Origin of the sequence: Citreicoccus inhibens (assembly GCF_019039035.1) — a bacterium.
Taxonomy (GTDB): domain Bacteria; phylum Myxococcota; class Myxococcia; order Myxococcales; family Myxococcaceae; genus Citreicoccus; species Citreicoccus inhibens.
Map to the genome: position 1 here is coordinate 71,962 of NZ_JAHNZT010000002.1, position 13,834 is coordinate 85,795.

At 71.1% G+C, this 13,834-nt stretch carries 11 protein-coding genes; 7 read left to right on the top strand and 4 right to left on the bottom strand.

Features of this window, described 5'->3' with window-relative positions; genetic code table 11:
• Positions 1-269: 269 nt before the first annotated feature.
• Positions 270-2,237 (top strand): ArsA family ATPase, encoded by a 1,968-nt coding sequence (locus tag KRR26_RS02925; RefSeq protein ID WP_217079068.1) that lies wholly within the window; start codon positions 270-272, stop codon positions 2,235-2,237.
• A 21-nt stretch (positions 2,238-2,258) separates the two neighbouring features.
• On the opposite strand, the gene KRR26_RS02930 is transcribed toward KRR26_RS02925, so the two are convergent.
• Complete coding sequence (locus KRR26_RS02930) at positions 2,259-2,726, bottom strand: hypothetical protein (RefSeq protein WP_217079069.1); 468 nt, start codon at positions 2,724-2,726, stop codon at positions 2,259-2,261.
• A gap of 225 nt (positions 2,727-2,951) precedes the next feature.
• On the opposite strand from KRR26_RS02930, the gene KRR26_RS02935 reads away from it, so the two are divergent.
• From KRR26_RS02935 to cmk, 3 genes are read left to right on the top strand one after another with little or no spacing between them, the layout of a single operon-like run.
• The gene (locus KRR26_RS02935; RefSeq protein ID WP_120203820.1) at positions 2,952-3,920 is read left to right on the top strand and encodes an acetyl-CoA carboxylase carboxyltransferase subunit alpha; all 969 of its coding nucleotides are present in this window, start codon (positions 2,952-2,954) and stop codon (positions 3,918-3,920) included.
• A 10-nt stretch (positions 3,921-3,930) separates the two neighbouring features.
• Entirely contained in the window at positions 3,931-5,022 is a 1,092-nt protein-coding gene (gene hisC / locus KRR26_RS02940) for a histidinol-phosphate transaminase (protein ID WP_217079070.1), read from the top strand.
• Positions 5,019-5,720 carry a (d)CMP kinase gene (gene cmk, locus KRR26_RS02945; RefSeq protein ID WP_217079071.1) on the top strand — a complete coding sequence of 234 codons (702 nt, stop codon included), beginning with the start codon at positions 5,019-5,021 and terminating at the stop codon, positions 5,718-5,720. Before hisC ends, cmk begins: the two co-directional genes overlap by 4 nt.
• Before the next feature lie 4 nt (positions 5,721-5,724).
• On the opposite strand, the gene KRR26_RS02950 is transcribed toward cmk, so the two are convergent.
• Entirely contained in the window at positions 5,725-7,863 is a 2,139-nt protein-coding gene (locus KRR26_RS02950; RefSeq protein ID WP_217079072.1) for a lytic transglycosylase domain-containing protein, read from the bottom strand.
• 352 nt (positions 7,864-8,215) lie between these two features.
• On the opposite strand from KRR26_RS02950, the gene KRR26_RS02955 reads away from it, so the two are divergent.
• Positions 8,216-8,449 carry a hypothetical protein gene (locus KRR26_RS02955; protein WP_120203826.1) on the top strand — a complete coding sequence of 78 codons (234 nt, stop codon included), beginning with the start codon at positions 8,216-8,218 and terminating at the stop codon, positions 8,447-8,449.
• A 92-nt stretch (positions 8,450-8,541) separates the two neighbouring features.
• On the opposite strand, the gene KRR26_RS02960 is transcribed toward KRR26_RS02955, so the two are convergent.
• Together KRR26_RS02960 and KRR26_RS02965 are read right to left on the bottom strand one after the other, a co-directional pair.
• Positions 8,542-10,059 carry a CAP domain-containing protein gene (locus tag KRR26_RS02960; protein WP_120203827.1) on the bottom strand — a complete coding sequence of 506 codons (1,518 nt, stop codon included), beginning with the start codon at positions 10,057-10,059 and terminating at the stop codon, positions 8,542-8,544.
• Positions 10,056-10,355 (bottom strand): DUF721 domain-containing protein, encoded by a 300-nt coding sequence (locus KRR26_RS02965; RefSeq protein ID WP_120203829.1) that lies wholly within the window; start codon positions 10,353-10,355, stop codon positions 10,056-10,058. The genes KRR26_RS02960 and KRR26_RS02965 overlap by 4 nt, the downstream gene beginning before the upstream one ends.
• A gap of 104 nt (positions 10,356-10,459) precedes the next feature.
• On the opposite strand from KRR26_RS02965, the gene KRR26_RS02970 reads away from it, so the two are divergent.
• The gene (locus KRR26_RS02970; protein WP_217079073.1) at positions 10,460-12,856 is read left to right on the top strand and encodes a carboxypeptidase-like regulatory domain-containing protein; all 2,397 of its coding nucleotides are present in this window, start codon (positions 10,460-10,462) and stop codon (positions 12,854-12,856) included.
• A gap of 101 nt (positions 12,857-12,957) precedes the next feature.
• Positions 12,958-13,833, top strand: coding sequence for a GGDEF domain-containing protein (locus KRR26_RS02975; RefSeq protein WP_120204169.1), 876 nt, complete (start codon positions 12,958-12,960; stop codon positions 13,831-13,833).
• Position 13,834 lies beyond the last annotated feature (1 nt).

The window sequence follows — 13,834 nt, forward strand, 5'->3', positions numbered from 1 at the left end:
GGCCCCGGATTCCGAGCCCTTGGCGCGGTTGCCAGGAGGCCCCTGAAGCGCGGGCGCAATGCCTGTCGCAACCCGCCGAGCGGGCCCGAAACCCGCGTCAATTCTTGACTTTTGCCCTCTGGACGGGGGATCCTCCGCCTCTCTCCCACCCGTTGGGGAGGGCCCGGCCGGACAGGTTCACACCGGGCGACTCCGCCGCAGTGTTCGCGGCCGTCCAGGAGTGAGCATCTGGGGTGCCGCCGGGGGGGCACAAGGAAGGCCACAACGCAATGAGCGACGCGCGAGTTCTTCACTTCTTCGGAGGCAAGGGCGGGGTGGGCAAGACCACGCTCGCGGCAGCGTACGCGTTGAGGCTCTCCGAAGGCGCGCCCAAGCAGAAGGTGCTGGTCGTCTCGATGGATCCGGTGCAGTCGCTCTCGGATCTCGTGAAGAAGAAGTTGCCGGCCAAGCCCACCAAGCTCCAGGCGGGCAAAGGCGAAGGCGGGCTGTGGGGCATGGAGATCAACCCGCCCGCGCTCCTCAAGCCCTTCCTGGCGGATTACCTGCCCGCGCTTCAGAAGGCGGCGGTCAAGGGCACGCACCTGAGCGACGAGGAGATGGCCAAGCTGTACCAGCAGGCGGTTCCGGGGCTGGAGGAGCTGGTCGCCTTCTTCCAGGTGCTGGAGTTGGTGGAGGCCGAGGAGTTCGACCGGATCATCGTGGACACGGCGCCCACCAGCCACACGCTGCGGCTGCTCGACCTGCCGGGTCACGTTCGCAAGTTCCTGGGCCTCGTGAAGGTGGGCGCTGATCGCGCGCAGACGTCCTCCGGAGGCAAGGGCAAGAAGGTCAAGGAGGCCGCCGCGGGTGACTTCCTGGAGCAGGTGGGCGCGCGCGTGGAGAAGCTGCTGGCGCTGGTGAAGGATCCAGCCCGCACGGCCTTCCACCTCGTCGCGCTGGCGGAGCCGGTTCCCGAGGCGCAGACGCGGATGTACTTCACGCAGCTGCGCGAGCGCGGCCTGCCGTTGGCGGAGATTCTGGTCAACCAGGTGGAGGACCACGTGGGCTGCCCCGCCTGTCAGGGCCGTCGTGGGCTCCAGGCGCCGCACGTGCGCAAGTATCAGGCGCTGGACAAGCTGGTGCCGGTGCACCTGCTGGGCCGGCGTGAAGTGGCCCCGCGCGGGCTGGATGGGCTGAAGGAGTTCGCTGGCGTCTGGGCGACGGGCAAGGAGACCAAGGCGCTGGAGTTCTCGGCCGCCGAGGGGCCGCCCGCGCTCGTGCGCGCGCCCTCCATGCCGCCCATCGCGGCGCCGCCGCTGCCGCCCACGCGGCTCATCTTCTTCGTGGGGCAGGGCGGCGTGGGCAAGAGTTCGTGCGCCGCCGCCGCCGCCGTGACGCTGACGGAGAAGGAGGGGCCGGTGCTCCTCATCTCCACGGACCCCGCGCACTCGTTGTCGGACGTGCTGCAGAGCCGGCTGACCGACACCGAGACGCAGGTGAAGGGCACCAAGGGCCTGTATGCGCGCGAGCTGGACATGGCGGGCTGGTTCAATGCCTTGCGCAAGCGCGTGAAGGAGAAGGCGGAGAAGGCCTTCGAGGGCGCGCCCAAGGCGGGCAATGACGTGCCGGCGGATCTGCTCTACCTGCGCAACCTGCTGGAGTGCGCGCCGCCGAACATCGACGAGCTGGCGGCGCTCTCGTGCCTGACGGACGCGCTGGTGCAGGAGCGCTTCAAGCGCATCGTCGTGGACTCGGCGCCGGTGGTGAGCGTGGTGCGGGTGGTGGAGCTGGCGGACACCCTCAAGTCGTGGCTGGGGGCGCTGCACGGCATCCTGCACAAGCACCGGGCCAAGGGGCTCGGGGAGCTGGCCGAGGACGTGGCGGCCATGCTCAAGCACGTCAAGCGTTTCGAGGACGCGCTGGCGTCGCCCAGCGAGTCTCGCTTCGTGGTCGTCACGCGCGGTGAGGACCTGGCCGCGTCGCGCACCGAGCGGCTGGTGGAGTACCTCAAGGAGCGCAAGCTCCAGGTGGAGCGGGTGCTCGTCAACCGCGTGGGCCCCAAGTCCACCTGCGACAAGTGCGAGAACCGCCGCAAGCTGGAGCTGAACGCGGCCAAGGCCATGGAGAAGAAGATTGGCCTGCCGGTGACCATGGCTCCGGCGCTCGGCCGTCATCCGGCCGGTCTGCGCGAGCTGAAGGCCTTCCGCACCGCGTGGTACGCGCTGTCCGCGCCCGCGGCGAAGATCAAGGCGGCCTGATCCATTTCTCGGGGCCCTTGCTCACCAGACGGGGCGAGGGCACTCGGGGAGGCGAGGCAGGCGCGAGGGCATCTGCTCCCGCGCTCGGATGAGCAGCTCCGAGGCCGCGGCCGAGAACGAGCCCCACTCCGAGTTCGGGTGCCGCTGCCCCAGGACCGTGGCGCAGGTGGGCCCGGCCAAGAGGAGCGCCACCGCCGGGACGATGCACAGCGCGACGGGCGCGAGCGCGCCGACGATGGTGCCCACCGCGCGCCGTGTGGGCGGGAGGAGCGCGGCGGCGGGCTGCATCGCCCCGAGGATGGCGGCGAAGAGGGCGCCCCCCACGAGCCCGAGCAGCTCGGCGAACACCCAGCTCAGCCCCCCCACCGTCGTGCGCAGGACGGGCTCCAGGAGGGCGGGCTCGTTGGCGCCCAGCAGGAAGGCGAGGACGAGCGGGCTCGCCGCGATGATTCCCACGAGTCCCCAGTGGTGTCTCGAGAGTCTTTCCACCGCGATGCCTCCCGGCGCGGAGGGTGGGCACCGCGCTTTCGAACGCCAAGGGGCGCGCGCGCGAGGGCTGCTGGAAGCGTGCGCGGTCCGTCACCCAGCGGGCGTCCGGGGCCCGCGCGCCGTTGGCGGCTGGACCTTCCCCCTGGCCGGCCCAGGGGGGAACTACGCGGTGCGTAACGGCTTGCGCGTTGTCATGCCCCTGACGGGGGTGCTAGTTCCGCCCGCATGGCAACCGGTACTGGCTACGCGCTCGACTTCGAACGCCCTCTCATCGAGCTCGAGAAGAAGATCGATGAGCTGAAGGCCCTCTCGACCAGCGGCTCCGTGGACTTCTCGTCGGAGATCTCGAAGCTGGAGAAGAAGGCGAAGAAGCTGCAGACGGAAATCTTCAGTGACTTGTCTCGCTGGCAGGTGGTGCAGCTGGCCCGCCACAGCGCGCGGCCGTTCTTCCTGGACTACGTCCAGCACCTGTTCACCGACTACTTCGAGTTGAGTGGTGACCGCCGCTTCGGAGAGGACACGTCGCTCATCGGCGGGTTCGCGCGCTTCGATGGCAAGCCGGTCATGGTCCTTGGCCACCAGAAGGGGCGCACGACGAAGGAGAACATGTCGCGCAACTTCGGCATGCCCCGCCCCGAGGGCTACCGCAAGGCGCTGCGGCTGATGGAGCTGGCGGAGCGCTTCGAGAAGCCCATCTTCACCTTCGTGGACACGATGGGCGCCTATCCCGGCATCGGCGCGGAGGAGCGCGGACAGGCCGAGGCCATCGCGGTGAACCTGGAGGTGATGAGCCGGCTGAAGGTGCCCATCATCTCGACGGTGCTGGGCGAGGGCGGCTCGGGTGGCGCGCTGGCCATTGGCGTGGGCAACCGCGTGCTGATGATGCAGAACAGCATCTACTCCGTCATCAGCCCCGAGGGCTGCGCCTCCATCCTCTTCCGCGACGCCAGCAAGGCCTCCAAGGCCGCGGACGCGCTGAAGCTGACGGCCAAGGACCTGCTGGAGATGAAGGTCATCGACGAGGTCATCCAGGAGCCGGCGGGCGGCGCGCACCGCGATCCCCCCAAGGCCGCTGAGGCGCTGGGCAAGGCGCTGCGCAAGCACCTGGGCCAACTGTCCGGCATGTCGCCCGATGAGCTCGTGCGCGACCGCTACAACAAGTTCCGCGCGTTCGGCGTGTTCTCGGGACGTTGAAGGGAGCCGCATGCGACCGCTGGTTCCTCCGTACGTCGAGACGCTCAAGCCCTATGTGCCTGGCAAGCCCATCGAGGAGACGGAGCGCGAGTACGGCCTGCAGGGCGTCATCAAGCTGGCCTCCAACGAGAATCCGCTGGGGCCCTCGCCTCGCGCCGTGGAGGCCATGCGGGCGGCCTCGCAGGCCGTGCACCTGTACCCGGATGCCACCAGCTTCCACCTCGTGCGCCAGTTGGCCGCGCACGTGGGCGTGAAGCCCGAGGAGGTCGTCCTGGGGTGTGGCTCCAACGAGCTCATCGAGCTGCTGCTGCGCACCTTCACCACGCCGGAGGACGAGGTCCTCCTGTGCCAGTGCTCGTTCCCCGCGTACCGCATCTCCGCGCAGGCGCACGGCCGCCCGTTCGTCGAGGTGCCCATGCGCGCGGGCTACTCCTACGACTTGGAGGCGATGGCGCGCGCCATCACCCCGCGCACGCGCATGGTGTTCCTGGCCAACCCGGACAACCCCACGGGCACCGCCTTCGGGCGCAAGGCCCTGGAGGACTTCCTGGCCGCGGTGCCGCCGGAGGTGCTCGTCATCCATGACGAGGCCTACGCCGAGTTCGTGGACTGGCCCGACTACGTGAGCGCGGTGGAGCTGTTCCCGCGGCATCGCAACCTCGTGGCGCTGCGGACCTTCAGCAAGATCTACGGCCTGGCGGGCGTGCGACTGGGGTTCGGGGTGATGGACGCGGGGCTGGCCACGTATGTCCAGCGCACGCGCATGCCGTTCAACCTCACGGTGGTGGCGCAGGCGGGCGGCATCGCCGCGCTGGGCGACACCGAGCACGTGCGGCGCACGCGCGAGAACAACCTCGCGGGGCTGCGGTACTTCGAGCAGGAGCTGCCGCCGCTGGGCATCACGCTGACGCGCAGCCACGCCAACTTCGTGTTCGCGGACTTCCACCGGCCCGCGCTCGAGCTGTACGAGTGGCTGCTGCGCCGGGGCGTCATCGTGCGCCCCATGGCGGGCAATGGCTTCCCCACGTGCCTGCGCATCAGCGTGGGCACGCCGGCGGAGAACGAGCGGTGCGTGAAGGCGCTGCGGGAGAGCCTGTCTTGAGCGGGCGGCCGTTCATCGTCGCCATCGATGGTCCCGCGGGCGCGGGCAAGTCCACGGTGTCGAAGATCCTGGCGCGTCGGCTGGGCTTCGCGCTGGTGGACACGGGCGCCATCTACCGCTGCGTGGCGCTGATGGCTCGGCGCGAGGGGCTGGCGTTCAACGACGACGCGGGCCTGGAGGCGCTGCTCGCGCGCGTGCGCATCCACTTCCAGGTGCAGGGCGAAGACAACCACGTATTCCTGGGCGGCCAGGATGTCTCCGGGGAGATTCGCACGCCGGATGTCTCCATGGGGGCGTCGCAGGTGTCCAGCCGGCCCGTGGTGCGCGCGGGGCTCCTGCAGCTCCAGCGGCGCCTGGCGCTGGAGGCCCAGTCGGGCGCCATCCTCGAGGGGCGCGACATCGGGACGGTGGTGTTCCCCGACGCCGACGCCAAGTTCTTCCTGGAGGCCAATCCAGACGTGCGCGCGCGTCGCCGCTTCGAGGAGCTCTTCGAGAAGGGCGTGGAGAGCAGCCTGGAGGACGTGCTGTCGGATCAGACGCGGCGCGATGCCGCGGATACCGCGCGCACGGTGGCGCCGCTGAAGGCCGCGGACGACGCGGTGCGGGTGGACTCCAGCGCGCTGCCCCTCTCCGAGGTGGTGCAGACGCTGGAGGAGGAGATCCGCCGGCGCATGGGCTCGCGCGCTCCGGCGCGTTGAGCGCTCAGAAGCTCACGCCTTCCGCGGACGCCGCGGGCACCGCGAGCGACAGTCGCGTGGTGCCCGCCGCATCCGAGCCGTAGAACGCGTGGTAGAGGAACAGGTCCGCCATCACCTGCTTCACGTAGCCGCGCGTCTCCCGGAACGGGATGGACTCGACGAAGAGATCCAACGGCAGCGAGCCCTTCTCCTGCACCCACTTCGCGGCGGCCTTGGGGCCCGCGTTGTAGGCGGCGGCGGCCAGGGCCGGGTGCGCGAAGCGCTTCATGAGCTGCGCCAGGTACCACGCGCCGTAGCGGATGTTGCGCTCGGGCGCGAAGAGGTCCGCGGGCGCGGGCGCGGGCTCCGCCATCTTCAGGGCAATGGCGGTGGCGGTGGGCGGGATGATCTGCATCAGCCCGCGCGCGTCCGCCGCGCTCATGACCTCAGGGCGGAATGTGCTCTCGCGCCGCATGATGGCCCACACGAGGAAGGGATCCAGCGATTGCCGCGTCGCCTCCGCCTCGACGGCTGACGCGAACGCGCGGGGATAGAAGGCCGCGAGCGCATCGGGCTCACGCGCTCCGAAGGCGCGGCCCCACAGGTAGCGCGCCGCCACCGTGTGCGCGTGACCGAACTCCCCCAGTTGGAGCAGCGCGTGGACGAAGGGCAGGGCCTGGTCCGCCGTGCGCAGTCCCGCCGCGCGCACGCGCACCTCGTCCGCCGCGTCGCGGAAGAGGCCGGCCTCCGTCAGCGCCACGGCCAGCTCCAACTCGGGAGGGCGCGGCACGGTGAGCTGGCGGGGCGGCTCGGGGAAGGCGGCCGGAGGGGTGCGGCCGAGCGCGCGAAGTCGCTCGGTGGAGAGCAGCGCGTAGAACGACGCGGGCGCCGCCGCGATGACGGACTCGTAGGCCGGGCCGAGCACCGCCGCGTTCGCGCCGGAGAGCTCTTGCGTGCGCGCCAGCCAGTAGCGCGCCTGCGGCATCAGGGCTGACTTGGGGTAGGCCGCGACGAGCGCCTCCAAGGCCCTGCGCGCCTCCGCGTGCTGCTCCTGTCGGATGTGCGCGAAGGCACGGAACCACATGCCCTCGTCGCGTCGGCGCGAATGGGGATAGCGCTTCTCGTAGGCCGCGAACGACTTCGCCGCGTCCGCGAAGCGCCCGCCTTGCAGGTCCAACCAGCCCGTGAAGAACCCGCCTTCTTCGCCGGCGGGGAGCGTGGGCCAGGCCTTGTCCAACGCGGCCATCAGCGCGCGCGCCTGGACGTTGTCATCCGTGCGCAGCATGCGGCGGGCGACCACCAGCGCGGCCTCGGCGGCCACCGCGGGCGGGCCCTTGCGCGCCACCGCGAGCGCCTGCTCCGCGTCCGCGGGCTTGCCCAGCGCGAAGCTCGCCTGGGCGCGCAGCAGCGCGGCCTGGGCTCGTGCTGGAGCGGCGGTCAGCAGGTGCGCGGTGTCGGCGGCGGTCAGCTCATCCAGGGCGCGTGCGGGCGCCCCGGCGTCCAGGAACCCCTTCGCGCGCTGCATCCGCTCGGCGAGGTTGAGGGGCGTGGCGGGCTTGAACTCCGCCAGGCGGACCAGGGCCTCGTCCGCGTAGGGGTGATTGGGGTAACGCAGCGCCACGGACTTCAGGTCCGCGCGCTCGCCCGCGGCGTTGCCGGTGGCGCGGCGCGTCTGGGCCCGCTCGTAGAGCAGCTCCGGGCCGGGCTCCGCGGCGGCGGCGGACTCCAGCACCGGCGCGGCGCGGGCGGCCTGTCCGGCATCCAGCAGGGCCTCGCCCAGGCGGGCGCGGGCGCGGGCCGCCAGCGCGGGTGGGGCGACCTTCAGCGCGCGCTCGAAGTCCTTCGCGGCGCCGGCCGGGTCACCCGAGTAGAAGCGCGCCTGACCCAGGTAGAAGGCATGGAAGGGGGCCAGGAGGGCGGGCGGGGCGCGGGCCGCGAGGAGGTCTCTCGCCTCGGCGGCGCGGCCGTCCGAGAGGGCGAGCGTGCCGGCCAGCAAGGCCATCCGGCCGGCGTCCGGGCAGCGGGCGGCCACGCAGGCATCCAATTCAGCCCGGGCCACAGCCGCCGCGTCAGGTCGGTGCAGGCGAACTGCTTCCAAGGTGGCGGGGGATTGCCCCAGGGCCGCAGTCGCTGCCAGCCCCGCCACCAACCCGCTCCAACGCATGTAAGTCTTCCTTTCACAACGCGGCCTTGCGGCCACCAACGAGAGGTTTTCGATGGACATTCCCCGCCGCCCATGGGCGGGGTGGTTTGACAGTCGGCTCGACAAGACCTAGATCCCCGCGCCGACAGGTCGAGCTTGCTGTCGGAAACGCGTCCCATTCGCTGAAGACGTTCGGACGATTACCTGCACTTGGGATGGACAGCTCGACCCGTTGCGTCACCTGGGGTGAATCAATACGTTGCGTGGCTGTTGCGCGCCACTCCGGACCGTCGGTGTCCCCGGCGGGTAAGTCGTCGGTAGCACTGCTCGTTCACAGCGCTCGGGGGGGGAAACTGCTCATAGGGAGGGCTCCATGAAGCCGTGTCCATCCGATCTGCCGCAGACCATCAATCCCGAAGCCGGGCCGAAGCGTGCCGGCGTCGAGACGCATCGCAATCTCAATTGCAATCAGTATGACAACTGTCTGGACGAAGCCGTCCGGCGGGGTTGGCAGTCCTTCACGTGTGTGAAGTGCCCGCTCAACCAGCAGGTGGCGCCGCCGCAGATGGGCATCGAGGCCTACGCGACGCAGCGCCGCGGCATCTAGCCAGGTCTTCCTGACGGTGTCGGGGCACGCCCTTCCTGACGAAGGGGTGCCCCCGCCGTCGCCGTGCGGGATGTGCCGCGCCGCGTGTCGCCTCATGGCACCGCGGCGTAGATGACGGCCACCCAATACTGTCCTCGCCCGAAGCGCTTCGAGTCTCCTCGCACCACGCCCACGCCGACCCGGTTGTTGGTCGCGTCCGCGAGGCTTCGCGAGTCCGGAATCGCGCTCGGATCTCCTACCACGTAGAAGTCCACCGCCGCGGTTCCCGCGTCTGGGAGCACCGCGAAGACGCGCTCGTGCAGGGGCGCCTCGCCCGGCTGGGCCGAGGGCTGGTCCAGCTCCAGCGCGCGCTGGGCATGCTGCCGCGCGAGTCGCTCCAGCACCTCACTGCGCGCCATGGGGGGCAGCTTCAGCGCGCTGCGGTGGCGCATGAGCGTGTCGTATGCGTCCGCGAGCGGATCCGCCGGCTCCGGCGCGCCGGGCGAGGCCGTGGTGAAGACCTCCGTGACGATGGCCTGTTTGCGCCCGCCAAGCTCTTGGAACGTCACGCCCACGCCCATGAAGTGGAACGCGGGATCCAACAGATTCTTGCGGTGACCGGGGCTGTGCTCGATGCCGAAGTGCGCCGCGAGCGGTCCCGAGGCCTGGCCCAGATTCTCGCCCGCGCGGATGTAGCGAGAGCCCTGCAGGCGCGATGTGAGCGAGGAGCCATCCGGCGCCACATGGGCGAAGAAGCCCTCGTGCCCCATGCGCGCGCTGTAGCGCTGCGCCACCTGCTCCAGCGTCGGGTCAGGGGTCAGCTCCGGCAGTCGGAACGCACGGCGCAGGGCATTCACCCGCTCGTACAGGACGGGGCGGGCGTCCTCGACAGTGGTGGGCTCGCGGGTGGGCTCGCGGTCGTCGCGTTGCTTGCGAGGCCCCAGGTCGGTGAGGAACAGCGCCGCCACCTCGGGGCCCGCGTCGCCAATGCCCACCACCTCCACGGTGTAGGTTCCGGGGGCGTTGAACGTGAGGCGCGAGCAGAACGTGGGGCCGCCGTTGGCGCGGGCCAGCAGGCTCGCGCGCTCCACCTCGCCGTCCGGACGGGTGACGTAGATTTCGGGCGAGCGCATCGGCGCGCTCCAGCGCGCGCACAGCGTTCGCGCGGCCTTCTCCGCCGTGATGATGCGCGGGAAGGGCTGCAGCTCCACTTTGCGGTCCACGAGCAGCAGGACGATGACGGCGCGCGCGTCGTCGAAGGCCACGCCCAGCCCGTAGTGGGAGGCGTGCTCCTCGTTGAAGTCCCTTCGCGCCTCGAAGGTCTCGATGGCGTGCGCGTGCGCCCAGGCTCGGATGACGAGCGTGCGCGGCGAGGGGTCCGCCGCGCCCGAGTCGCTGACTGCGTCCGTGAGGGTGAACAGGTCCGGCGCGCCCGTGGGGTAGAGCGTGAGGGCCTCGCGCGCGAGCCTGCGGGCCGCCGCGCCCAGGCTGGGGTCCGGGGCAGGCGCCCGTCGGCCGATGCGCTCGAACTCGGTCACCACGTGCTCCGAGGCGCGTGCCTCCATCGCCTCCGGGGTGTCCGGCGCGGGCGCCGCGGCGAGCACCGCGCTCAAGAGCGCCAGTGCAATCATCTCGGCTCCAGCCGGAACGCCAGCGCCGTCACCATGCCCTCGCCCAGCCGCTCATTCAGCCGCGCGCACAGCGACGCTTCCTCGCGAGTGAGCGCCTGGGCCCACTCCGCGCTCGCCACCGTCAGCACCAGGGTGGTGCCTTCCAGCACATGCGGGGTGCAATGGCGGGCGATGTGGGGCCCCGCCGCCGCGGTCCAGACGGGGGTCAGCGGACGGGCACGTCCGGATTCTCCGGCGAGGCGCGCCAGGACACGGGGAAGTAGGCTCTCGAGGGACTTCGGCTCGCTGCTGGCCATGCCGGCGCGATCATGGGACGGGAAGTCCCGAAAGCCAACCGACAACCGCGGGGGACGTGCGGGCCGCCGCCCAGGGTCGTCGCGCGCCGGGCGTTCCGGCGGTAATGTCGCAGCCGGTGTCCCCCTCCACCTCGTCCCTGTCCCCGCTCCGCCTGCTGGCGCCCGTCACGGGTGTCGCGCTCGTCGTCCTGTGCCTCTCGCTCGGCTGTGCGATGGGGGACGAGGGGACGCCCAAGGTTCCAGGGGGCTCTCCGGTCGGGGGCCCGTGCTCGGTGGATCAGGACTGCGGCGACCCCGCGCTGTTCATGTGCAACACGGCGGTGTCTCGGTGCGAGGCTTCGTGCCGTGTGGACGTGGACTGTGGCGCGTCGCGCCGTGGTCAGGCCGCCTTGCCTCAGTGCGAGGCGAACCCCCTGGGGTGTCGCTGCGACGCGAACCGCTGTGTCGCAGCGCTGTGCACGGCGGATGCGGACTGCAAGGGCGCCGGGCAGGTTTGTCGCGATGGGCAGTGTGGCGCGGCGCCGGCGCTCTCGCTGGCCACCGCGTGTCACATCGTCCCCGATGTGGTGGTGGGGCGACCGGGTACGCCGGTGCGCTTCTCGGTCTGGGTGATGGACGCGGCCGGACAACCCGTGGTGCCGCGCGAGCTGCCGTCCTGGGTGGCGCGCTCCGAGCGGGTGCAGGGCAGCGGGCAGGGGCTCTCCGCGACCTTCGTGCTGGGCACGCCCGGGGTTGAGTCCGATGCGGTGGGCGTCACGCTCGGCTCGGCCTCCTGCGCCGCGCGCGTCACGGTGCTGACGCCGAAGATTCCAACGGGCGGGGTTCGCGTGCGCGTGGCGGACGAGCTGACGGGGCGCGCCATCCCCGGCGCCGTGGTGTCCGTGTCGAACGGACAGGGCGGTGAGCTGGCTCGGGCGATGACGGATGGGGCGGGCCTGACGTGGGTGGCCGCCACGGGCGAGGTGACGGTGTCCGTGTTCCACCCGGACTTCGGCTACCTGACCGTCGCGGGCTACGACACGCAGGGGCTGCGCGACCTGGTGCTCCCGCTGCGCCGCAACCCCCGAGACACCTATGGCGGGGCGCGGGGCGTTGTCCCCGACGTGGTGTTTCCGTTCGCTGAGGCGACGCCGCTGTTGGCGATGGGGCTGACGGGGCTGTCCGCGCCGGGGCTGCCCGCGGAGGTGGATCCGGTGCAGCTCCTGGGGCCGGCGCGGGCCGCCAGCGCGAGCAGCGTGCTCGACTCATTGCCGCAGGGCGGCTTCGTCATGGGCTCGCCCGGCGAGCCTCCCGAGGTGCGCGCGCCAGGTGTCGCGGGCGTGTGCGACGCCTCCCTCGCCGGCGTCCTGTTCCCCGAGGAGGCGGTCCGGGCTGGGGCGTGCGGCACGCGCACGGGCTGGGCGCTGACGGGGCAGGTGCCCCGCGCCGAGGTGCTGGGGAACCTGCTGAGTCCGGCGGCGGATCCGCTCGCGCTGCTCATCCGCGCGCTGCCTGCCGCCTCGCGGTTCCACTCCACCGTGGTGCGCGACGTGCAGTTCCGGGTCGTGCCCACGCCGGGGGCCGGCACGGACTCGCCCGACATGAGCGACGTGTCGCACTTCGCGCGGGTGTCGTACCCCTTCCAGCAGGTGCCTCTGGCGTTCCCCTTCGTGGTGCGCTTCCCGCCGCTGCCTCGCGTGCGCGGCGCCTATTTGGACCGCGCGTTCGCGCTCGCCACGGTGACGGCGCCGGGGCGGGGCATGGTGCCGGTGGGAATGGGCGCGGCGCTGAATCGCGCGCCGGTCGATCCGAACACCGATGCCCAGGAGGGGCTGTCTGGCCCGGGGTTGGTGCGCCTGCGCATGGCGCCCGCGCACCATGGTCTGGAGGGACAGCCGTACCGGCTCGTCGCCATGGCCTCATCCGATGAGGTGCTGGGACAGGGCACGGCGGGCTCCGCCACCAGCACCTTGCTGGCCCCGTTGGAGGCGCCTCGGTTCGACCCCTCGGGGACTCGCCCGGTGGCGCTGGGGATGGACTTCCTCGCCCCTCCCGAGGGCGCGCTCTACAACGGCACCCTCGGGAAGACGGGCGGCTTGGAGGCACGCGAGCTGCGGCTGGGTACCCCCGTGGAGGGGGCCACCTTGCTCCGGGCCATCTTCACCAATCGCGCGGGCCAGCGGTGGACGGTGCTGATGGATCCGCGTCGCGCGGCGCAGGGTGTCCGGCTGCCTCGCCCGCCGGGGGAGTTTGAGGACCGCACGTTCTGGGGGGACCTGCCCGCCAGCGCCGCGAACTTCGCCTTGCATGCCCTGGTCGTGCGCGGGCCCGAGGGGGCGGCACTGGGTGCGTCCGCGCTGGCCGAGGCGGATGGCTCCGACCTGGAGCGTCTGCCGGAGCTCACTCAAGCCCTCTCCACCCTCGACTATGGCGTCACGGCGACAGTGATGGGGGCAGGCTTGGCGGTGGCGCCTTCCACGGACCTCGTCCCGGTCCCCTCGACTTCGGAGGCGCAGCCATGACGTGGCGGGTCGTCCGTCCTTCGCCGCCGCCTCCTTTTCCCGACGCGCGGGGTGAGGCTCGCTTTCAAGATTTGCCGGGTGATAGCGTCAAGCCCGGTATGGTGCAGAAGGAGACGGTCATCACCGTCATCTCCAAGATCTCCGAGCGGCCGGTCAATTTGGACGCGGCGCTGGTGGTCATCTACGGCCTGGACCTGGGTCGCAAGCACGACCTGGCGCGCGAGGAGACGCTCATCGGGCGCTCGTCGAAGGCGGACATCCAGATCGATCAGGAGTCGGTGAGCCGCAACCACGCGAGCATCCGCAACACGCGCGACGGTGTGCGCATCCAGGACCTGGGCTCGACGAACGGGACGTTCATCAACGACGAGCCGGCGGCCACGCCGCGCGAGCTGCGCAACGGCGACCTGGTGAAGATTGGCCGCACCATCTTCAAGTACATCGCGGGCGGCAACATCGAGGCGGCGTACCACGACGAGATCTACCGGCTGACCACGATGGACGGCCTCACGCAGATCTACAACCGCCGCTACTTCGACGAGCAGCTGGAGCGCGAGCTGTCTCGCAGCCGGCGCTACGAGCGCGTGCTGTCGCTCGTGCTGATGGACATCGACCACTTCAAGGCGGTGAACGACACGTTCGGCCACCTGGCAGGGGACTCGGTGTTGAAGCAGCTGGCGTCCACCGTTCGCACGAAGATCCGCCGCGAGGACGTCTTCGCGCGCTACGGCGGCGAGGAGTTCGGGATCCTCCTGCCCGAGGTATCGCTGAGCGGCGCGCGCCAGCTGGCCGAGAAGGTGCGGCTGCTGGTGGAGAATCAGCGCTTCGAGTTCGACAAGCAGCCCATCCCCGTCACGGTGTCGCTGGGCGTGTCCGTGCTGGAGCCGCACCACCGCGAGCCCATGGACCTGGTGCGCACGGCGGATGAGCGGCTCTACGAAGCGAAGCAGGGCGGCCGTAACCGCTCCTGCGGCTGAC

Coding starts and splice junctions, on each gene's coding strand:
- KRR26_RS02950 (WP_217079072.1), bottom strand. CDS start 7,863: ATGCGTTGGAGCGGGTTGGTGGCGGGGCTGGCAGCGACTGCGGCCCTG.
- KRR26_RS02970 (WP_217079073.1), top strand. CDS start 10,460: ATGTCGCAGCCGGTGTCCCCCTCCACCTCGTCCCTGTCCCCGCTCCGC.
- KRR26_RS02955 (WP_120203826.1), top strand. CDS start 8,216: ATGAAGCCGTGTCCATCCGATCTGCCGCAGACCATCAATCCCGAAGCC.
- KRR26_RS02965 (WP_120203829.1), bottom strand. CDS start 10,355: ATGGCCAGCAGCGAGCCGAAGTCCCTCGAGAGCCTACTTCCCCGTGTC.
- KRR26_RS02935 (WP_120203820.1), top strand. CDS start 2,952: ATGGCAACCGGTACTGGCTACGCGCTCGACTTCGAACGCCCTCTCATC.
- hisC (WP_217079070.1), top strand. CDS start 3,931: ATGCGACCGCTGGTTCCTCCGTACGTCGAGACGCTCAAGCCCTATGTG.
- KRR26_RS02925 (WP_217079068.1), top strand. CDS start 270: ATGAGCGACGCGCGAGTTCTTCACTTCTTCGGAGGCAAGGGCGGGGTG.
- KRR26_RS02960 (WP_120203827.1), bottom strand. CDS start 10,059: ATGATTGCACTGGCGCTCTTGAGCGCGGTGCTCGCCGCGGCGCCCGCG.